This window comes from Pseudomonas sp. TH07, assembly GCF_016651285.1.
In the GTDB taxonomy this organism is placed as follows: Bacteria; Pseudomonadota; Gammaproteobacteria; order Pseudomonadales; family Pseudomonadaceae; genus Aquipseudomonas.
Window position 1 is genome coordinate 322182 of record NZ_JAEKED010000001.1, and the last position, 21122, is coordinate 343303.

Annotated in this window: 18 protein-coding genes and 1 pseudogene; 12 read left to right on the plus strand and 7 right to left on the minus strand. The window is 62.7% G+C overall.

What is annotated here, in order from left to right; translation table 11 throughout:
* Nucleotides 1-153 precede the first annotated feature (153 nt).
* From norR to JFU57_RS01590, 5 genes are all read left to right on the plus strand, one after another.
* On the plus strand, nt 154-1707 hold the full coding sequence (norR, locus tag JFU57_RS01570) for a nitric oxide reductase transcriptional regulator NorR (RefSeq protein WP_078472383.1): 1554 nt from the start codon (nt 154-156) through the stop codon (nt 1705-1707).
* A gap of 130 nt (nt 1708-1837) precedes the next feature.
* Nucleotides 1838-2740, plus strand: a complete 903-nt coding sequence (locus JFU57_RS01575; RefSeq protein ID WP_020297526.1) for a chemotaxis protein CheV — start codon at nt 1838-1840, stop codon at nt 2738-2740.
* A 3-nt stretch (nt 2741-2743) separates the two neighbouring features.
* Nucleotides 2744-3241, plus strand: a complete 498-nt coding sequence (locus JFU57_RS01580; protein ID WP_201127808.1) for a GNAT family N-acetyltransferase — start codon at nt 2744-2746, stop codon at nt 3239-3241.
* Between the two features lie 102 nt (nt 3242-3343).
* Entirely contained in the window at nt 3344-3670 is a 327-nt protein-coding gene (locus JFU57_RS01585) for a hypothetical protein (protein ID WP_078472385.1), read from the plus strand.
* A 95-nt stretch (nt 3671-3765) separates the two neighbouring features.
* Nucleotides 3766-4515 carry a YkgJ family cysteine cluster protein gene (locus tag JFU57_RS01590; protein WP_078472386.1) on the plus strand — a complete coding sequence of 250 codons (750 nt, stop codon included), beginning with the start codon at nt 3766-3768 and terminating at the stop codon, nt 4513-4515.
* Nucleotides 4516-4537: 22 nt separating this feature from the next.
* Here JFU57_RS01590 and JFU57_RS01595 read toward each other — a convergent pair whose 3' ends face one another.
* From JFU57_RS01595 to JFU57_RS01600, 3 genes and pseudogenes are all read right to left on the minus strand, one after another.
* A complete protein-coding gene (locus JFU57_RS01595; protein WP_446739669.1) occupies nt 4538-5608 on the minus strand; it encodes a methyl-accepting chemotaxis protein in 1071 nt (356 codons plus the stop codon).
* 231 nt (nt 5609-5839) lie between these two features.
* Nucleotides 5840-6121, minus strand: a pseudogene (locus JFU57_RS33550) (PAS domain-containing protein); the annotation flags it as partial.
* Nucleotides 6122-6276: 155 nt separating this feature from the next.
* Nucleotides 6277-6522 (minus strand): hypothetical protein, encoded by a 246-nt coding sequence (locus tag JFU57_RS01600; RefSeq protein WP_078472388.1) that lies wholly within the window; start codon nt 6520-6522, stop codon nt 6277-6279.
* A gap of 216 nt (nt 6523-6738) precedes the next feature.
* Here JFU57_RS01600 and JFU57_RS01605 point away from each other — a divergent pair, with 216 nt between their 5' ends.
* The 7 genes from JFU57_RS01605 (at nt 6739) to JFU57_RS01635 (ending at nt 16614) form a co-directional block, all read left to right on the plus strand.
* The gene (locus JFU57_RS01605; RefSeq protein WP_078472389.1) at nt 6739-7902 is read left to right on the plus strand and encodes an efflux RND transporter periplasmic adaptor subunit; all 1164 of its coding nucleotides are present in this window, start codon (nt 6739-6741) and stop codon (nt 7900-7902) included.
* Nucleotides 7899-10994, plus strand: a complete 3096-nt coding sequence (locus JFU57_RS01610) for a multidrug efflux RND transporter permease subunit (RefSeq protein WP_201127810.1) — start codon at nt 7899-7901, stop codon at nt 10992-10994. The genes JFU57_RS01605 and JFU57_RS01610 overlap by 4 nt, the downstream gene beginning before the upstream one ends.
* A 9-nt stretch (nt 10995-11003) precedes the next feature.
* Nucleotides 11004-11681, plus strand: a complete 678-nt coding sequence (locus JFU57_RS01615; RefSeq protein WP_020297534.1) for a heavy metal response regulator transcription factor — start codon at nt 11004-11006, stop codon at nt 11679-11681.
* A complete protein-coding gene (locus JFU57_RS01620; RefSeq protein ID WP_020297535.1) occupies nt 11671-13035 on the plus strand; it encodes a heavy metal sensor histidine kinase in 1365 nt (454 codons plus the stop codon). The genes JFU57_RS01615 and JFU57_RS01620 overlap by 11 nt, the downstream gene beginning before the upstream one ends.
* Nucleotides 13036-13199: 164 nt before the next feature.
* Nucleotides 13200-13424 carry a hypothetical protein gene (locus JFU57_RS01625; protein WP_078472391.1) on the plus strand — a complete coding sequence of 75 codons (225 nt, stop codon included), beginning with the start codon at nt 13200-13202 and terminating at the stop codon, nt 13422-13424.
* 193 nt (nt 13425-13617) lie between these two features.
* Complete coding sequence (locus JFU57_RS01630; protein ID WP_201127811.1) at nt 13618-14937, plus strand: OprD family porin; 1320 nt, start codon at nt 13618-13620, stop codon at nt 14935-14937.
* A gap of 135 nt (nt 14938-15072) precedes the next feature.
* Complete coding sequence (locus tag JFU57_RS01635; RefSeq protein WP_201127812.1) at nt 15073-16614, plus strand: GGDEF domain-containing protein; 1542 nt, start codon at nt 15073-15075, stop codon at nt 16612-16614.
* A 61-nt stretch (nt 16615-16675) separates the two neighbouring features.
* On the opposite strand, the gene lpxC is transcribed toward JFU57_RS01635, so the two are convergent.
* The 4 genes from lpxC to JFU57_RS01655 form a co-directional block, all read right to left on the minus strand.
* Entirely contained in the window at nt 16676-17587 is a 912-nt protein-coding gene (lpxC, locus tag JFU57_RS01640) for a UDP-3-O-acyl-N-acetylglucosamine deacetylase (protein WP_020297539.1), read from the minus strand.
* Between the two features lie 112 nt (nt 17588-17699).
* Nucleotides 17700-18890 carry a cell division protein FtsZ gene (gene ftsZ, locus JFU57_RS01645; RefSeq protein ID WP_020297540.1) on the minus strand — a complete coding sequence of 397 codons (1191 nt, stop codon included), beginning with the start codon at nt 18888-18890 and terminating at the stop codon, nt 17700-17702.
* 90 nt (nt 18891-18980) lie between these two features.
* Nucleotides 18981-20240, minus strand: a complete 1260-nt coding sequence (ftsA, locus tag JFU57_RS01650) for a cell division protein FtsA (protein ID WP_020297541.1) — start codon at nt 20238-20240, stop codon at nt 18981-18983.
* Nucleotides 20241-20254: 14 nt separating this feature from the next.
* Nucleotides 20255-21121, minus strand: coding sequence for a cell division protein FtsQ/DivIB (locus JFU57_RS01655; RefSeq protein WP_043229552.1), 867 nt, complete (start codon nt 21119-21121; stop codon nt 20255-20257).
* Between the last annotated feature and the right edge of the window lies 1 nt (nt 21122).

Below are 21122 nucleotides of genomic sequence, written 5' to 3' on the forward strand. Positions count from 1 at the left end.
GCAACTCCTGAGCTTTTTTAATGACTAGCTGGTTACCCTATGCAGATCAGTTTTCATGCCAATAATAAAAGTCTTAAAAATCAATAAATTAAGATAATTATAGTCATATCGACACGCAACGATTTATAGTCATTAAGACCACACGGAGTCACTATGACTGCAAAATCCCTGCTCACTGCCCTGCTGCCCCTGGTGGCCGACCTGTCTCGCGAATTGCCCGAGGGCGAGCGCTACCGGCGCCTGCTCGAAGCCATGCGCGCCCTGCTGCCTTGCGACGCGGCCGCGCTGTTGCGCCTGGACGGCGATTGGCTGGTGCCCCTGGCGGTGGATGGCCTGAGCACCGACACCCTGGGCCGGCGCTTCAAAGTCAGCGAACACCCGCGCTTCGCTGCCCTGCTCAGCAGCCCGGGGCCGACCCGGTTTGCCAGCGACAGCGAGCTGCCGGACCCTTACGACGGCCTGGTCGAAGGCCTAGACGAACACCTGGAAGTGCACGACTGCATGGGCTGCCCGCTGTTTATCGACGAGCGCCCGTGGGGTCTGCTGACCCTGGACGCCCTCGACCCGCAACGCTTCCAGCCGGTCGAACTGGACGCCCTGCAAGCCTTCGCCAGCCTCGCTGCGGCCACGGTGAACGCCGCCGAACGCATCGAACGCCTGGCCCTGCGCCTGGAAGATGAACATCAGCGCGCGGAAGTCTATCGCCAGGCCAGCGGCCAGAACCGCGAGATGATCGGCCAGAGCAAGGCCCACAAGCGCCTGCTGGAAGAAATCAACCTGGTGGGCGGCAGTGACCTGACGGTGCTGATTACCGGCGAAACCGGCGTCGGCAAGGAACTGGTGGCCCAGGCGATCCACGCCGCCTCGCCCCGGGCCGACAAACCGATCATCAGCCTCAATTGCGCCGCCCTGCCCGAAACCCTGGTGGAAAGCGAGCTGTTTGGCCACGTGCGCGGCGCCTTCACCGGCGCCACCCAGGATCGGCGCGGCAAGTTTGAGCTGGCCAATGGCGGCACGTTGTTCCTCGATGAGGTCGGCGAGCTGTCGCTGACGGTCCAGGCCAAGCTGCTGCGGGTGCTGCAGAGCGGACAATTGCAACGCCTGGGCTCGGACCGGGAACATCAGGTAGACGTGCGCCTGATCGCCGCCACCAACCGCGACCTCGCCGAAGAAGTGCGCAGCGGCCGCTACCGCGCCGACTTCTACCATCGCCTGAGCGTGTACCCGTTGCAGGTCCCGGCCTTGCGCGATCGCGGGCGGGATGTATTGCTGCTCAGCGGCTACTTCCTGGAGCAGAACCGCTCGCGCATGGGCCTCGGCAGCTTGCGCCTGACCAGCGCCGCCCAGGCCGCGCTGTTGGCTTACCAATGGCCGGGCAACGTGCGCGAACTGGAGCACCTGATCGGTCGCAGCGCCCTGAAAGCCCTGGGCAGTCGGGGTGAGCGACCGAAGATTCTCAGCCTGGACGCCGTCGACCTCGACCTGCCCGACGTCTCCACCCCATCGGCATCGCCGCTGCCGACAGGCACCCTGGCGGCCGGGCCGGGCGCGACCGGCGACTTGCGCCTGGCGACCGAAAACTACCAGCGCCAGCTGATCACCGAGTGCCTTGAGCGTCACCGGCACAACTGGGCGAGCGCCGCTCGTGAGCTAGGCTTGGACAGGGCCAACCTGGGGCGCATGGCCAAGCGCCTGGGGCTGAAATAACCGGGTCTCGGCTACGGCGGTCGGTAAAGCCGTAATCGGGTTAAAGCCAGCCCTGAACGCGTCGATAACCCGTTACCGATAGCTGTTCGTGGCTCTAACCGCGACACCACCTTTTCTACAGAAGGTTTTTATGTCTTCCAACAAAGCCCGCGCAGACTCACTTTCGCTCCTGCTGTTTACCTTGCGCAGCGGCAAGCTGATGGCAATCAACCTGCTTAAAGTCAGTGAAATCATCCCCTGCCCGCCGCTGACCAAGCTGCCGGAGTCGCACCCCCACGTCAAAGGCATCGCCACCTTGCGCGGCGCTTCGTTGTCGGTGATCGACCTGAGCCGGGCCATCGGCGAGCGGCCGCTAGAAGACCCGGACGGCGGCTGCCTGATCGTCACCGACGTCAGCCGCTCGAAACAGGGCCTGCACGTGCAGGCAGTGAGCAAAATCGTGCACTGCCTGACCACTGATATCCGTCCGCCCCCTTATGGCTCGGGCGGTATCAAGTCCTACATCACCGGGGTGACCCAGGTCGACGGGACCCTGGTCCAGGTGCTGGATATCGAAAAGGTGATCCACGGCATCGCCCCGGCGCAGATCGAAATGGCCCCGACCGAGCTGAGCATGGAAGACGCCGAAGTGCTGGGTAACGCACGAATTCTGGTGGTCGACGATAGCCAGGTGGCCCTGCAGCAATCGGTGCACACCTTGCGCAACCTCGGCCTGCAATGCCACACCGCGCGCAGCGCCAAGGAAGCCATCGACTGCCTGCTGGACCTGCAAGGCACGGCGCAGCAGATCAACCTGATCGTCTCCGACATCGAGATGTCGGAGATGGACGGCTACGCCTTCACCCGCACCCTGCGCGAAACCCCGGACTTCTCCCACCTCTACGTGCTGCTGCACACCTCGCTGGACAGCGCGATGAACAGCGAAAAAGCCCGACTGGCCGGGGCCAATGCGGTATTGACCAAGTTTTCCTCGCCGGAGCTGACCCGCTGCCTGATCGAAGCGGCGAAGACGGTCGCCGCCCAGGGCGCCTGAGCCTTGGCGAGCGGACATTGCCTGTTGTTGCGGCGTGACCTGGGCACGCCGCTGCCCGCCGCGAGCTGGCCGGCCACCATTCACCTCGGCCCGTATCAGGCGTCCCTGGCGGCCGGGGTGTATCAACTGATGCAAGAGGGGTACGCCGACGGCGGCGATCTGCCCGAGCTCGACACCTGGCGCAGGCACTTTGAAACCGATGCCGAATATGACCCGGCGCTGTGCTTCATCGCCCACGACGCCGAAGGCCTGGTCGGCGTGGCCCAGTGCTGGACCAGCGCCTACATCAAGGACCTGGTGGTGCACCCCCGCGCCCGGGGCCAGGGCATTGGCCGTGCCTTGCTGTTGCATGCATTCGAGGTGTTTCGCCAGCGCCGCGAGGGTTTCGTCGACCTCAAGGTGCGCGAAGACAACCTGCCGGCCCGCGAGCTGTATGCCAGCGTCGGCATGACCCTGGTCCGCCGCGAACCGCTGCCCACTGCGCTACCCGCCCTGCCCTAGTCGCTGGCCGGCGCCGGGCAGGGGCCATCACTTGGCCGCGATTTTCATCGGCGCCGCCTCAGGCATACTCCGGGGAACCGCCAACCCAGGGAGCCCCCCGGCATGAAAACCATCACCTTGAGCGCTATCCTCCTGACCGCCCTCGCCGCCCAGGCCCACGCCTCCAGCAGCGAGGCCTGGGCCGCCCTGGACAAGGCCGTGGTCGCCAGCTGCACCCAGGCCAGCGGGCTGAAAAAACCGAAAGCGGTCGGCACTGCCGCGCAATTCGATGACCGGGTGGGCTATGTCGCCTTACTCCTTCAAGGCCAGTACCCGCAACCGCACATGAAGGGCCAAACCGGCACCGAGCTGTGCCTGTACGACAAGCAGCACAAAACTGCCTACGTCACCGAGTGGGACTCGATCCGCCCCGCCCTGCCGCGTAAATGAATGGCGCATAACTTGCTTCATGACTGGCTTTACGGTGTCCACCGCGCCCTTCCTGGCGGGCACCCGGGCCGATCAACCATGGCTTTTTTCGCACAATGAATACATCGTTTTCCTGCGTCGGCTGCGGCAAGTGCTGCACTGACCATCACGTGCCCCTGACCCTCGCCGAAGCCCGCCAATGGGCGGCTGACGGCGGTCAGGTGATTGTTCTGGTGGAGGGGTTTCTCGGCAACGGCCTGGGCCTTCCCGCCCCGCAACGCGAGCATGCGCAACGGCGTTCCTGCGTGGTCCGCAGCGGCACTGCCGAAGCCTATGTGGCCATCACCTTCGCCGCCTACAACGTCGGCCCGTGCCGGAATCTTGACGAAGACCAGCTGTGCCGCATCTACCAGCGCCGGCCGCTGGTGTGCCGTATTTACCCGATGGAGATCAACCCCCATATCCCGCTGCAGCCCCAAGCCAAGGAATGCCCGCCTGAATCCTGGGAACAAGGGCCGGCGCTGATCGTCGGTGGCGAACTGGTGGACCAGGAGCTGATTGAGCTGATCCGCCGCTCACGCCAGGCCGACCGTGACGATATCCGCAGCAAGGAAGCGATTTGCGCGCTGCTGGGAATTCGCACCACCGCGCTCAAGGGCGATGGTTTCACCGCCTACCTGCCGGAAATGGCGGCCCTGGCCCAAGCGATCGACCAGGTCCAGGCCCGGCCCCTGGCGGCGGCCGGCACAGCGTGGCTATTCCATGTCTCGGGCGACGACATCGCCGGCCAGGTGCAGGCCGCCGGGGCGCAGGTGGCGACCGAGGCGCCGCTCAACTACGCGTTTATTTCCCTGCGGGCGGCGTAACTGCCCACCCGGCAGACACCGGCTAGCTGCGCTTGTGCCAGAACTCATGGGCCAGCTGTTGCAGGTCCCCGGCCAGCGCCGCCACATCCCCGGAGTTGATATGGCTCTGCTGGCCGGCGCTGACTGTGGCATCACAGGCATTGCGGATGCCGCTGATATTACGGTTGATGTCTTCGCTGACCGCGCTTTGCTCTTCCACCGCCGCCGCGATCTGCAGGCTCATCTCGGTAATCTGATTGACCCGCTGGCTGATGCCGTCCAGGGCCACGGCGGCGCGCTGGGTCTGTTCGACACTGTTCTGTGCATGCTCGCTGCTCTGCAACATCACCTGCACCGCATCCCGGGCACCGTTTTGCAGGGTGCTGATCATGCGCTGGATTTCATTGGTCGAATCCTGGGTGCGCTGGGCAAGGCCGCGCACCTCATCGGCCACCACGGCAAAACCGCGCCCCTGTTCACCGGCCCGGGCCGCTTCGATGGCCGCATTCAGGGCCAGCAGGTTGGTTTGCTCGGCGATGCTGCGGATCACGTCCAGCACCCCGGATATGTCGCTGCTGTGGTTTTCCAACTGGTGAATCACCTCGGTGGCCCGCACCAGTTCGCTGGCCAGGAGCAGTACCGCGCTGCGGCTTTCGCCCACCAGATGATGGCCGGCACGGGTTTCGCCCTCTGCCTGATCCGCGGCCTGGGACGCCTGCTGGGCATGATTGGCGACCTCGGCGACGCTGGCGGCCATCTGATGGATCGCCGCCGCCACCTGGTCGGTTTCCGCCTGTTGTTCCAGGGTGCTGCTGTGGCTGCTGTGCAAATGCTCCACCAACTCGGCCGCATGCCCGGCCAGCCGCTGGGACGCATCGCCGATCCGCCCGACCACCGCACCGACCTGGGCTTCCAGCATGTGCAGGGCGAACCCGATCTGGCCGAAGGCATCACGGCGACCGGTGTAGATGCCTTGGCTCAAGGGGTTATCGGCAATCTGCCGGGCACGGGCGCTGAGTTGATCCAGGGGTTTGAGCAGCAGGCAGATACCCAGGGCACTCAGGCCGCAGCCCGTCGCCACGGCCAGGCCGTGAGACCATACGGAAGGCGGCATAAGAACGGTCGAGGCAAGGTAGCTGGCGATGGATGCGCCACTGACCAGGGCCCAGAGCTTGAGCTTGACCCCCAGCGCCGGCAGCCGTCGCCACAACGGTGAGCGCGGGCTGCGCAGTTGGGCATAGGCCGCTTCGGCGGCATCGATTTGCCGAACCGTGGGCTTGGTGCGGACCGACTGATATTCAACCGCCTGACCGTCGCGGGTCACCGGGGTGACGTAGGCGCTGACCCAATAGTGATCGCCGTTCTTGCAGCGGTTCTTCACCAGGCCCATCCATGAACGACCGGCCTTGAGGGTTTGCCACATATGGGCGAACGCCGCAGACGGCATGTCCGGGTGACGCATCAGGTTATGGGGCGAGCCCAACAATTCGTCTCGATCGTAGCCGCTGATTTCGATGAAATCAGGGTTGGCGTAAGTGATGGCGCTCGTCAGATCGGTGGTCGACAGGATGTTCACATCAGGGGCGAAGTCCACATTTCGCCCGGTAACTGGAAGGTTGATCTTCATGGGGAGCGCGCTCGGATTGTTGGGATAGAGTCGGCAGGGCTGCTGACTCTAAGCGCACTGATCCCACAAATACTGATCCAGCTCACGTTTGTATCATTTAGCCATCATTGCCGCTAAGAAGCGCAAATATGACCAACTCGGCAGGCATCGCGCGATCAGCGCTTGCCCATCGAGCGACGGGTGCCGGGAGGCGCTGCACCGGGAGTCTTGGTGTGGCCATTGGTAGCGCCGCCCTTGTACCAGGGCTGATTGGCATTTTTGGCCTGGGCAAACTCGGAAGGCTTGAACGGAAACTTGAACGCGGCGATCGCCGGTTTGTCTTCGGTGTCGACGGTGGTTGGCTCGACAACCTGGTCGTCGCTCACAGCGTCGGACACAGGCGGTTGTGTAGGGGAATTCATGGAAGCTCCGGAGAGGTGAAATGGCCGGGGACAGGCCACAGACGGCGGCAGTATACCTGTGCGTCTCAGATCTTTAACCTGACAAGGCACGAATGGTCAGCCATTACTGACAGCGCTGTCAGTTAGCCGTCACCTTGCTGACTGGGTTGGCCGGCTATAAGTGAGGCACTGATACTGGCCCCTCCTCCCGATCCCATTGCCCCGGCGCTCTATCCCATGCGGAAACCCAAAAGAACAGTCGTGATCCTAGGCGTCGTTGTCGTACTGGTTGCCGGTGGGCTGTGGCTGCTGAACAAGCCGGCCGCCCACAAACTGGCGGCCCCCACCGCGATCCCGGTGCGGGTCGTCGAAGTGGTGCAAAAGGACGTGCCGCGTCACACCAGCGGTATCGGCTCGGTGCTGTCGCTGCACAGCGTGGTGATCCGGCCCCAGGTCGACGGCATCCTGACCAGGCTCCTGGTCAAGGAAGGGCAACTGGTCAAGGCCGGCGACCTGCTGGCGACCATCGACGACCGCTCGATCCGCGCCAGCCTCGACCAGGCCCGGGCGCAACTGGCGGAAAACCAGGCGCAGTTGCAGGTGGCCCAGATCAACCTCAAGCGCTACAAATTGCTGACGGTGGATGACGGGATTTCGAAACAGACCTATGACCAGCAGCAAGCCCTGGTCAACCAGCTCAAAGCCACTGCCCAGGGCAATCAGGCCGCCATCGACGCCGCCCAGGTCCAGCTTTCCTACACCCAGATACGCTCCCCGGTCACCGGCCGCGTGGGTATTCGCACCGTGGATGAAGGTAACTTCCTGCGCATGAGCGATACCCAGGGCCTGTTCTCAGTGACCCAAATCGACCCGATTGCCGTGGAGTTTTCGCTGCCACAGCAAATGCTGCCGACCCTGCAGGGCCTGATCAAGGCCCAGGACCCGGCGGCGGTCAAAGTCTTTATCGGCGCCGACAGCACCAGCGGCGACCTGCTGGGCGAAGGCCACCTGACCCTGATCGACAACCAGATCAACGCCAACACCGGCACCCTGCGGGCCAAGGCCGAGTTCGCCAATGACCAGCAGAAGCTCTGGCCCGGGCAACTGGTGACGATCCAGATCCAGACCGCCCTCGACAAAAATGCCCTGACCGTACCGCCCACGGTGGTGCAGCGCGGCCTCGACCAGCACTTCGTGTACCGGGTACAGGGCGACAAGGTGGAAGTGGTGCCGGTGCAGATGCTCTATCAGGACAGTGGCCTGAACATCATCCAGGGCGTGCAGGCCGGGGATGTGCTGGTCAGCGACGGCCAATCCCGGCTCAAGCCGGGCTCCCAGGTGCAGGTGCTCGGCGATCCGCCCCAGGTGGTGCAAGCCGCTGACGCGGAGCTCAAGCCATGAAGGGCCACGGTTCGGTCTCAGCCTGGTGCGTCGACCATCCGGTCGCCACCGTCCTGCTGACCTTCGCCCTGGTGCTGGTGGGCTTGATCGCCTTTCCGCGCCTGCCCATCGCGCCGCTGCCGGAAGCCGAGTTCCCGACCATCCAGGTCTCGGCCACCCTGCCCGGCGCCAGCCCCGACACCATGGCCTCGTCGGTGGCCACGCCCCTGGAAGTGCAGTTCAGCGCCATCCCCGGCATGACCCAGATGACCTCGAGCAGCGCCCTGGGCTCATCCCTGCTGACCTTGCAGTTCACCCTGAATAAAAGTATCGACACCGCGGCCCAGGAAGTTCAGGCGGCGATCAACACCGCCGCCGGCAAACTGCCCAAGGACATGCCGACCCTGCCGACCTGGAAGAAGGTCAACCCCGCCGACAGCCCGGTGCTGATCCTCAGCATCAGTTCGACCCAGATGCCCGGCACCGAACTCAGCGATTACGCGGAAACCCTGCTGGCACGTCAGATCAGCCAGATCGACGGTGTCGGGCAAATCAACATCACCGGGCAGCAACGGCCGGCGATCCGGGTCCAGGCTTCAGCCGACAAGCTGGCAGCCATTGGCCTGACCCTGGCCGATATCCGCCTGGCGATCCAGCAAACCAGCCTCAACCTGGCCAAGGGTGCGCTGTACGGCGAATCGAGCATTTCCACGCTGTCGACCAACGACCAGTTGTTCCACCCTGAGGAGTACAGCCAGCTCATTGTTTCCTACAAGGATGGCGCGCCGGTGCACCTCAAGGATGTGGCGCGGGTGGTCAGTGGCCCCGAGGACGCCTATATCCAGGCCTGGTCCGGCGACCAGCCGGGGGTCAACCTGGTGATTTCGCGCCAGCCGGGGGCCAATATCGTCGAGACCGTGGACCGGATTCAGGCCGCCCTGCCGGGTCTTGAAGCCATGCTTCCGGCGTCGGTCCAGGTCAAGGTGCTGATCGACCGCACCCAGACCATTCGCGCCTCCCTGCACGAAGTGGAGATCACCCTGCTGATCGCGGTGCTGCTGGTGGTCGCGGTGATGGCGCTGTTCCTGCGCCAATGGTCGGCGACCCTGATTGTCTCGGCCGTGCTGGGGGTGTCGCTGATCGCCAGTTTTGCCCTGATGTACCTGCTGGGATTCAGCCTGAACAACCTGACCCTGGTGGCGATCGTGGTGGCCGTGGGCTTTGTGGTGGACGACGCCATCGTGGTGGTGGAGAACATCCACCGCCACCTGGAAGCCGGCGACGGCATGCGCGAAGCGGCGATCAAGGGCGCCGGCGAGATCGGCTTTACCGTGGTTTCCATCAGCTTCTCGCTGGTGGCGGCGTTTATTCCGCTGCTGTTCATGGGGGGCGTGGTCGGGCGCCTGTTCAAGGAATTCGCCCTGACGGCCACCAGCACCATCATGATTTCGGTGGTGGTGTCCCTGACCCTGGCCCCCACTCTCGCGGCCCTGTTCATGCGCGCCCCGGTGCATGAGGCACACGCCAAGCCGGGGTTCGGCGAACGCCTGCTGGCCCTTTATGAACGCGGCCTGCGCCGGGCCCTGGCCCACCAGAAGCTGATGCTGGGGATTTTCGCCCTGACCCTGGCCATGGCCGTGGTCGGCTACATCTTCATTCCCAAGGGCTTCTTCCCGGTGCAGGACACCGGTTTCGTCCTCGGCACCACCGAAGCCGCTGCGGATATCTCCTACCCCGACATGGTGAAAAAACATCAGGCACTGGCCGAGATCGTGGCGGCTGACCCGGCAGTAGCGGCCTTCTCCCATTCGGTCGGGGTCTCAGGCAGCAACCAGACCATCGCCAACGGCCGGTTCTGGATCGCCCTGAAAAAACGCAGCGAGCGCGACGTGTCCGCCAGCGCCTTTATCGACCGGATCCGTCCGCAGCTGATGAAAATCCCCGGGGTCGTGCTCTACCTGCGCGCCGGCCAGGACATCAACCTCAGCTCCGGCCCGAGCCGCGCCCAGTACCAATACGTACTCAAGAGCAACGACGGCCCGACATTGAGCACCTGGACCCAGCGCCTGACGGAAAAACTGCGCAGCAACCCGGCCTTCCGCGATATTTCCAACGACCTGCAGCTGGGCGGCAGCATTACCCATATCAATATCGACCGAGTCGCCGCCGCCCGCTTCGGCCTGACCGCCAGCGATGTCGACGAGGCCCTGTACGATGCCTTCGGCCAACGACAGATCAACGAGTTCCAGACCGAGATCAACCAGTACAACGTGATCCTCGAACTCGACACCCGCCAGCGCGGCAAAGCCGAAAGCCTCAACTACTTCTACCTGCGCTCGCCCCTGAGCGGGGAGATGGTGCCGCTCTCGGCCCTGGCACGCTTCGATGCGCCGACCATCGGCCCGCTGTCGATCGCCCATGACGGCATGTTCCCGGCCGCCAACCTGTCGTTTAACCTGGCCCCTGGCGTGGCCCTGGGCGATGCGGTGATCCTGCTCAACCAGGCCAAGACCGAAATCGGCATGCCGGCAGCCATCAGCGGCAACTTCCAGGGCGCGGCCCAGGCCTTCCAGAGTTCCCTGGCCAGCCAGCCCTGGCTGATCCTGGCGGCGCTGGTGGCGGTGTACATCATTCTCGGGGTGCTCTACGAGAGCTTCGTGCACCCGCTGACCATCATCTCGACCCTGCCCTCTGCCGGCCTGGGGGCGCTGATGATGCTCTGGCTGCTGGGCCAGGACTTTTCGATCATGGCCCTGATCGGACTGGTGCTGCTGATCGGCATCGTCAAGAAAAACGGCATCCTGATGATCGACTTCGCCCTGGACGCCCAACGCCGTGGCGGCCTGCCCCCTGAAGAGGCGATCTACCAGGCCTGTATCACCCGGTTCCGGCCGATCATCATGACGACCCTGGCCGCCCTGCTCGGCGCCCTGCCGCTGATGCTCGGCTACGGCACCGGCGCCGAGCTGCGCCAGCCACTGGGGATTGCCGTGGTCGGCGGGCTGCTGGTGAGCCAGGCGCTGACCCTGTTCACCACTCCGGTCATATACTTGTGGCTCGAGCGGCTCTTCCATCGGCCCAAACCAGCCCCGGTGCTGGCGACCACTACCTGAGGCGGGGTCATGCGCGTTCTGATTATCGAAGATGAAGAAAAAACCGCGGATTACCTGCACCGCGGCCTGACGGAACAGGGTTACACCGTGGACCTGGCACGCGATGGCGTCGAAGGCCTGCACCTGGCCCTGGAAAGCGATTACGCGGTGATCGTGCTCGACGTGATGCTGCCGGGCCTCGACGGCTTCGGCGTATTGCGCGCCCTGCGCGCGCGCAAGCAGACCCCGGTGATCATGCTCACCGCCCGCGAGCGGGTCGAAGACCGGATCAAGGGCCTGCGCGACGGCGCCGACGATTACCTCGGCAAGCCGTTTTCCTTCCTCGAACTGGTGGCCCGCCTGCAGGCGCTGACCCGTCGCAGCGGCGGCCATGAGCCGGTGCAGGTCAGCATCGCCGACCTGTGGATCGACCTGATCAGCCGCAAGGCCAGCCGTGCCGGAACCCGCCTCGACCTGACCGCCAAGGAGTTCTCGTTGCTCAGCGTACTGGCCCGGCGCCAGGGCGAGATCCTGTCGAAAACCGCGATTGCGGAAATGGTCTGGGACATCAATTTCGACAGCGATGCCAACGTGGTCGAAGTCGCGATCAAACGCCTGCGGGCCAAGCTCGACGGGCCTTTCGAGGAGAAACTGCTGCACACCATCCGCGGCATGGGTTACGTGCTGGAGAGCCGCGGTGTCCAGTAACAGCATCGCTCTGCGCCTGAGCGGCATGTTCACCTTGGTGGCGTTACTGGTGTTCGTGCTGATCGGCGGCGCGCTGTACCAGCAGGTGGACAAGGGCTTGGGCCTGTTGCCCGAGGCCGAACTGGATGCGCGCTACAGCGTGCTGGAGTCGGCGCTGACGCGCTATGGCACCCCCGAGCACTGGGCCAAGATCAACGCCAAGCTCAAGCTGCTCAGCGAAGAAGACAAGCGCATTCGATTCTGGGTGGTCAGCGGTGACGCCCACTACGAGTACGGCGACCCGGATGCACAGGTCCGCGAACTGGCCCTGGGGCCCCTGGGCATGCGCGACCTGAACCTGGCCGAGCACCCATACCCGCTGAAAGTGCTGGTCAGCCAGTTACCGGCCAAGGACCAGCGTCCGCCCCTGCGCTTTCTGATCGCCATCGACACCGAGACCTTTTACCAAACCCAGCACCAACTGCTGATGGCCCTGATCAGCCTGGCCATTGTCGGCGTGTTGCTGGCGTCGGCATTGGGTTACTGGGTGGCGCGGATCGGCCTCAAGCCCTTGATCAAACTGTCCCAGGAGGCCCAGCGCCTGGCCCCGCCACGGCTGACCGGACGCTTGCAACTGTCACCACTGCCGCCGGAGTTGAGCCAGTTCGTCAACTCCTTCAACTCGACCCTGGAACGGGTCGAGCAAGCCTATTCAAGGCTTGAGTCGTTCAATGCCGACGTGGCCCACGAACTGCGCTCGCCCCTGACCAACCTGATCGGCCAGACCCAGGTGGCCCTGACCCGGGGACGTTCGGCAGAGCATTATTTCGAGGTCCTGCAATCGAACCTGGAAGAGCTCGAGCGGTTGCGCTCGATCATCAACGACATGCTGTTCCTGGCCAGCGCCGACCAGGGCAGCAAGGCCACCAAACTCACCGCCACCTCCCTGGCCAGCGAAGTGGCGACCACCCTCGACTACCTGGATTTCATCCTCGAAGACGCCCAGGTCAAGGTCGAAGTCAGCGGCGACGCCCTGGTCTCGATCGAAATCGCCCACCTGCGTCGCGCCTTGATCAACCTGCTGAGCAACGCCGTACAGCACACCGCCCCCGGCCAGATGATCCAAGTGCGGATCGAGGTTCAGGAACACCAGGTGGCGATCGCCGTCAGCAACCCCGGCCAGGGCATTGCCAACGAACACCTGCCGCGCCTGTTCGAGCGGTTCTATCGGGTCGACGCCTCGCGCAGCAACAGCGGCGCCAACCATGGCCTGGGGCTGGCCATCGTCAAGGCCATCGCCCTGATGCATGGCGGCGATGTGTTCGTGCGCAGTAACGCGGGCATCAATACCTTTGGCATTTACCTGCCGGTCTAAGCCCCCCGCCCCAGGGGCCGACGCCGCTGCCTTTACAGAAAAACCACAGCCACTGTTGTTTTTTCGGTAACAGTCCTTATCCTGTTCAGCTCTTTTTCCGAGCGCCTCAGCCCTATATTTTTGTCGCACCGAATTTGACTTGCTCTGCAAGAAGGTCTTCAGAAATGTCCAACGTCATGGGTATTGCCAGCGCATTTGTTTTGTCTTCCCTGTTCGTCGCCCCACTGGCGATGGCCGAAGAGTCCCAGGCATTCGCCGCGCGCAACGCGGCACGTGCAGAGGCCTTCCAGGAAGCGCAAGTGGCCCTGGCCGCCCAGCAGAAAAACGCCGAACAAGCCCAGAAAGTAACGGCCGAGCACAGCCAGGCCGACTCGCAGAAAGACAGCTGATCCGCATTACCGACTCGTTTCCCTCGACAATTTCTCCGTTTGTAACCCCGGAGTGAGTTGTCTTAAAGCCGCTGCCTTCAGCGGCTTTTTTTTGCCATCAGAATGCGCCCATGGAGGGCGTATTCCACAGAACAAGCAGCACCGAATCCACAATAAAAAATGACCGTTATCCACCTCAAGGAGCTCCATCCCGATGCAGACACCCTTCATTTTCACCCCGTTATTCATTGCATTGGCTGCAACGATCTGCAGCCAGGCCCAAGCCGCCGAAGCGCCGCCGGCCGAAGGCTTTATCGAGGGCTCAAGCCTCAAGCTCAACGCTCGCAACTACTACATGAACCGCAATCGGCATCAGCAAAACGATGACAACATCGAATGGGGCCAAGGTTTCCTGGGGATTTTCGAATCCGGCTATACCCAGGGCACCGTCGGTTTCGGCATCGATGCCAATGCCATGCTCGGGTTGAAACTCGACGGCGGTGGCGGCACGGACGGCTCGAGCATCCTGCCCATCAGCGATGGCAACGGCAAGGCGCCGGGGTCGTTCTCGACGGCGGGGGCGACCTTGAAAATGCGCGCCTTCGACACCGAACTCAAAGCCGGTGACCTGTTCCTGAATAACCCGGTGATCGCCGGCGGCCAGAGCCGGATGCTGCCGCAGACCTTTCGTGGCGTGAGCCTGAGCAATCACAGTTTCGACGGTTGGCTGATCGAAGGGGGCCAGGCCAGCTTTACCAAGCCTTACAACCAGAGCGGGCACAAACGCATCGGCACGTCCTATGGTTCGCTGCGCGATGGTGATGAATCCTTGCACCTGAACTGGATCGGCACCGCCTGGAGCGGCGTTCCAGGCCTGACCAGCAGCCTCTACGCCTCCGAGCTCAAGGACATCTGGAACCAGTACTACTACGACCTGGACTACACCTACGCGGTGAATGAGCTGGTCAGCCTCAACCCGGGCCTGCACGTCTACCACACCCAGGACACCGGCCAGGCGCTGCTGGGCTCCATCGACAACAACACCTACAGCCTGCACTTCACCGTCGGCGTGGGTAACCACAGCGTTACGGCGGCCTACCAGCGGGTCAACGGCAACACGCCGTTCGACTACATCAGCCAGGGCGACAGCATCTACCTGGACAACTCGCAGCAGTATTCGGACTTCAACGGCCCCAACGAACGTTCGTGGAAGCTCAAGTACGCCTATGACTTTGTCGGCCTGGGCCTGCCGGGCCTGACGTCGGCGGTGTCCTATTCCCGGGGTGAGCTGGACCTGACCAAGGCTGATCCCGAGAGCCGCGGCTATGCCAGCTGGTACAGCGCCGATGGCAAGCACGCCAAACACTGGGAACGCGATATCGACCTCAAGTACGTGGTGCAAAGCGGCTCGGCCAAGGACCTGGCGCTGCGCCTGCAATGGGCGACCAACCGCGGCGGCAATGGGTATGGCGAGCTGGATAACGACACCGATGAGTACCGGGTGATCGTCGACTACCCACTAAATATCTTCTGAACACCTAAAAAACCGGAGGCCAGCGTCATTGCTGGCCTTTTTTTTGCGTGTGGCTGGGCAAACGCCAAGGCAATGACGACTCTCTGTCACTCTGCTAGCGGCCTCCTTCTCCGTCCGCCAGCAGAAGCCAGAAACATGCGTGCACACAGTGCGACTCCTTCACGCCCGCCCCCCAGCCAATCCGAGTGGATGCTGCTGGCCGGCAGTTCCCTGACGGTCATCGCCATCCTGTGCATCGTGACCTACCTGCTGATCCGCGAACACGGCAGCGCCAAGTTGGTCGCGGTGCGCTCGGCCACGAACATCGTGCAATTGATCGATGCCGACGTGGAGCACAACGTCGAGCTCTACGACATCTCCCTGCGTGGCCTGATCGAAGCCACCCGCCTTAAGGACCTGGCCGGGATTCCGGCCGATGTGCGCCACCGGGTATTGTTCGATCGCGCCACCACCATGCCGCACAAGGGCGACATCCTGCTGCTGGACAACAAAGGCGACGTGGTGGCCGACTCAGCCTCGGTCATACCGCGCACAGACAATTTCGCCGACCGCGAATACTTTCAAGCGCATGTCGACAACCCAGACCCGCAGATGATGATCAGCCGCCCGTTCCGCAGCCGCAGTGCCGAACAGGATTGGCGCATCAGTTTCAGCCGTCGCTTGTCGTCCGAGCAGGGGGAGTTTCTCGGGGTAGCCGAGGCGGCCATGCGCCTGGATTACTTCAATGCGCTGTTCAAGACCCTGAGTGTCGGCCGTAATAGCTCGGTGAACCTGATCAGCAGCGACGGTTTTCTGTTGGCTCAGCAACCGCCCCTGGGCGACGACCTGATCGGCCGCGACTTCAGCAATCGACCGAACTTCATGCGCATTCTCAAGGAAGGCAACGGCAGCTTCAGCAGTGTTTCCAGTGTCGACCACAAGGCCCGGCTGTACACCTTCTCCCAGGTCGGCCAGTTGCCGCTGATCGTGATTGTTGCCCTCTCCACCGACGAAGTGTTCGCCGCCTGGCGCCGTACTGCCCTGGTGGTCAGCCTGGCCACCGGTATTTTGTGTATCGGCTTGCTGTGGCTGACCTGGCTGCTGCGCCGCGAACTGCGCCTGCGCCAGCGCGCCGAACGAGAGCTGGAGCAACTGGCCGCCACTGACGGGCTGACCGGGCTGGCCAACCGCCGCGCCATGGACCAGACCCTGGCTCGCGAGTACTCAAGGGCCCAGCGTTCAGGCAACAACCTGTCGCTGCTGATGATTGATGTCGACCACTTCAAGGCCTTCAATGACCGCCACGGCCACCAGTTGGGCGATATCGCCCTGCGTGCGGTGGCCGATGTGATCGGCGGCGGCGTGCGCCGTCCTGCGGATCTGGCGGCACGCTATGGCGGCGAGGAGTTCGCGGTGATCCTGCCGGAAACCACCATGGCCGGCGCCTGCGCCCTGGCCGAGCAGATCCGCGCCGGCATCGAACAGTTGGCGCCGGTGGGCCAGAGCGCCACGCCGCTGACGGTGAGTATCGGGGTCGGCACCTGGTCGGCGGGCCAGGACATCAGCCCGGAAAATCTGCTGCGCAACGCCGACAAAGCCCTGTACCAGGCCAAATCCCATGGCCGTAACCGGGTGGTGGCCGACCTGGCCGCGAGCAGCCCGACGTCTGCGGCTGCCAGACTCTCGATGCCTGACTGACGGCCATAAAAAAAGGCCACCCGAGGGTGGCCTTTAAAAACAAAAGGAAAGAGAGTGTTACTTACACGGCCGCAACCGGACGCATGTAAGAGATCGGTGCAGTGCTGGCATCTTCGAAGGTCACGACTTCCCACGCATCTTTCTGTGCAATGAGTTTGCGCAGAAGCTGGTTGTTCAGTGCATGGCCCGACTTGAAGCCTTTGAACTCACCTATCAGGCTATTGCCCAGCAGGTAGAGGTCACCAATTGCGTCGAGGATCTTGTGCTTCACGAATTCGTCTTCATAGCGAAGGCCGTCTTCGTTCAGTACACCATCCGCGTCGACCACGATGGCGTTTTCCACGCTGCCGCCGAGTGCGAGGTTGTGCTTGCGCAGGTACTCGATATCACTCATGAAACCAAAGGTACGGGCGCGGCTGACTTCTTTTACAAACGAAGTGCTGGAAAAATCCACGCTTGCACTTTGGGTGCGGTCACGGAAAACCGGGTGATCGAAATCGATCTCGAAGCTCACCTTGAAACCGTCGAAAGGAACGAAAGTGGCGCGCTTGTCGCCGTCTTCCACTGTCACTTCGCGCAGGATACGAATGAACTTCTTGGCTGCGTCCTGTTCTTCCAGGCCGGCAGATTGAATCAGGAATACGAAGGGTCCAGCGCTACCATCCATGATTGGGACTTCGGACGCGGAGAGCTCGACGTAGGCGTTATCGATGCCCAGGCCGGCCATGGCCGAGAGCAAGTGCTCCACCGTGTCCACTTTGGTGTCACCGTTGACCAGCGTGGTCGACATAGTGGTTTCACCAACGTTTTCCGCGCGAGCAGGAATCTGCACCACAGGGTCCAGGTCGGCACGACAAAACACAATGCCGGTGTCTACAGGCGCAGGCTTGAGGGTCAGGTATACCTTCTCCCCGGAGTGCAGGCCTACACCTGTGGCACGGATAATATTCTTCAGGGTGCGTTGTTTAATCATGGCTTGGGCCGCTTCAGCGCAAATTGCGAACTGGTATCAACAAAGGCTGGCGATAATAGCAGACCAGACCTTTGCTGAACACCAATCACCCTAATACCCCTGATACATTCCATCAATCGGCCTGGCGACGCAGGAATGCCGGGATGTCCAGATAGTCCAGATCATCTTGCGGATTCAGCTTCGCCGCGGTCGCAGCGCTCGACTGAGCTTGATTGCGCATCACGGTTGGACGATCCAGGTCGCGGTAGTTCACCGACGGCAGCTCCTGACGCGAAGGCGCTGGTTGAGCCTGCGAAGCCATGGAGGTTTGCACGGTGTTGTCGATCACCTTCATCGGCTTCTCGATTTTCGCGCCCAGACCTGTGGCAACCACAGTCACGTGCAGCTCGTCGCGCATGTCCGGATCGATAACAGTACCGACCTTGACCATGGCGTGCTCGGAAGCGAAGGCTTCGATAATGCTACCCACGTCGGAGTACTCACCCAGGGACAGGTCAGGACCGGCGGTGATGTTCACCAGGATGCCGCGTGCACCTTGCAGGTTCACGTCTTCGAGCAACGGGTTGCGGATCGCCGCTTCGGTGGCTTCACGTGCACGGTTCGGACCGCTGGCGCAGCCAGTGCCCATCATCGCCATGCCCATTTCGCTCATCACGGTACGCACGTCGGCAAAGTCGACGTTGATCATGCCCGGACGTTTGATGATGTCGGAGATACCGCGAACGGCACCGGCCAGTACATCGTCAGCCTTGGCAAAAGCCGACAGCAGGCTGGCGTCCTTACCGAGGATGGTCAGCAGCTTCTCGTTGGGGATGGTGATCAGCGAGTCGACACTTTCCGACAGCAGGCGGATGCCTTCATCGGCGATCTGCATGCGCTTGCGACCTTCGAACGGGAACGGACGAGTCACGACAGCGACCGTCAGGATCCCCATTTCCTTGGCCACTTCGGCAATGATCGGCGCAGCACCGGTACCGGTACCGCCGCCCATGCCAGTGGTGATGAACACCATGTTGGTGCCCGCCAGAACCTCGGCAATGCGCTCGCGGTCTTCCAGAGCGGCCTGACGACCAACTTCCGGATTTGCGCCAGCACCCAGGCCCTTGGTCACGCCGGTGCCCAATTGCAGGATGGTCCGCGCGCCGATGCTTTTCAGCGCCTGGGCATCAGTGTTGGCGCAGATGAACTCGACGCCTTCAATGTTGCTCTTGACCATGTGATTGACCGCGTTGCCGCCGCCACCGCCAACACCAATAACCTTGATTACCGGGCTTTGCGGGATGTTGTCTACGAGTTCGAACATTTTCCCTCTCCTTTCATTTCTCTAGTTTTTTCGCCTACTGCCTACTGCTTTGTTGCGTGCCGCTTGAAACGTGTCGCTTGAAACCACTGCTTAGAAATTGCCTTGTACCCAGCTCTTGATGCGATCGAGCAAGGCGGCCTTGGGTTCTTCATTGCTGTAGCTGTCGCGGCTGCCGATGCCGGAGAACGAAATCCCGTCGGACTGTTTCTGCAGCCCGTACAGCAGCAAGCCGACGCCGGTGGAATAGATCGGGTTGCGCACCACGTCGGACAGGCCCTTGACGGTGTGCGGCACACCCAGGCGGACCGGCATGTGGAAAATCTCTTCGGCCAGCTCGACCGCGCCTTCCATCTTCGAGGTACCGCCGGTCAGCACGATGCCGGCCGGGATCAGGTCCTCGTAGCCGCTGCGACGCAGTTCAGCCTGGATCAGGGTGAACAGCTCGTCGTAGCGCGGTTCGACCACTTCGGCCAGGGCCTGACGCGACAACTCGCGCGGCGGACGGTCGCCGACACTTGGAACCTTGATGGTTTCACCGGCACCGGCCAGCTTGGCCAGGGCGCAGGCGTAGCGGATCTTGATTTCTTCGGCGTACTGGGTCGGGGTACGCAGCGCCATGGCGATGTCGTTGGTCACCTGATCGCCGGCAATCGGGATCACTGCGGTATGCCGGATCGCGCCTTCAGTGAAGATCGCGATGTCGGTGGTACCGCCACCGATGTCCACCAGGCACACGCCCAGCTCTTTCTCATCATCGGTCAGCACCGAGTAGGCTGAGGCCAACTGCTCGAGAATGATGTCGTCGATTTCCAGACCGCAGCGACGCACGCACTTTTCGATGTTCTGTGCCGCATTGACCGCGCAGGTCACCACGTGCACCTTGGCTTCCAGGCGAACGCCGGACATGCCCAGGGGCTCACGTACGCCTTCCTGGTTATCGATCACGTAATCCTGCGGCAGGGTGTGCAAAACCCGCTGGTCAGCCGGAATCGCCACGGCCTGGGCCGCATCGAGAACCCGCTCGAGGTCGGCCGAGCTGACTTCACGATCACGAATCGCCACGATGCCGTGGGAGTTCAGGCTGCGAATGTGATTGCCGGCCACACCGACAAACGCCGAGTGAATGCGGCATCCAGCCATCAGTTGCGCTTCTTCGACGGCGCGCTGGATGGACTGCACGGTGGACTCGATATTCACCACCACGCCCTTCTTCAGGCCGCGGGACGGATGGGTACCGATACCGACGATTTCCAGCGTGCCATCGGCCCCGACCTCACCCACCAGCGCCACCACTTTGGAGGTGCCGATATCGAGACCGACGATCATTTTGCCGCTTTGCACATTTGCCATGGTCCTGCCTCTTCTTAATTCTTCGCGACGGCGGGTTGGGCCGTCGTGGGCGCTACAGGTTCCCGCCAGCCGACGGCCAGGCCGTTGGCGTAGCGCAGATCGATGCGCGCAATGTTCGTAATCTGTTCTTTCAGCGTTTTTTCATAAATGGCAATAAAGCGGCGCATCTTCTCCACCAGATGATCGCGGCCCAGCAACAACTCGATACCCGGGCCCGCACTGCCGGCCCCGGTCGTCAGGAACCAGCTGCCGCGCTCACGCAGCTCCAGACGAGCGATCGAGAAGCCCATCGGTCGCAGCATCTGACTCAACACCTGATACTGCTGCATCACTTGCTGCTGGGCCCGCTGCGGGCCGAACAACTGCGGCAAGTGTTCGTAGTTGGCCAATTCACGCGGCGTAAACGCCTGGCCCTGGTTGTTCAACAACGCCTCGTCGCCCCAACGGGCCACGGGCAGTTGCTCCTCCAGGCGGATAACCACCTGGTCCGGCCAGACGCGACGTACCTCGGCATGTGCGATCCATGGCATCTGCTCCAGCTCGGTACGCATGCTGGCCAGGTCAATGGTGAAGAAGCTCGCCGCCACGTAAGGCGCGATCCGCTGCTGCACCGCTTGCTGGCTGATGTAACTCAGGTCACCCTGGACCGCGACCTTGGTGATCGGCCGGTCCGCATAAGGCAACAGGCGCTGCGCGCCTTCGTAAGTGCCAAAACCCAACGCCACCAGCAGCACCGGCCAGAACAGGGCCTTGAGAAAGCCGAAGTTGGCTTTGGGCAGGCGCACCGACATCGGCTCTTTAGCCACCATTCGGCTGGCACCCCGCGGCACCGGCTTGCGGCCGGGTGCGGGTGGCTGATGACGTAGCGATGCGCCTTGCATG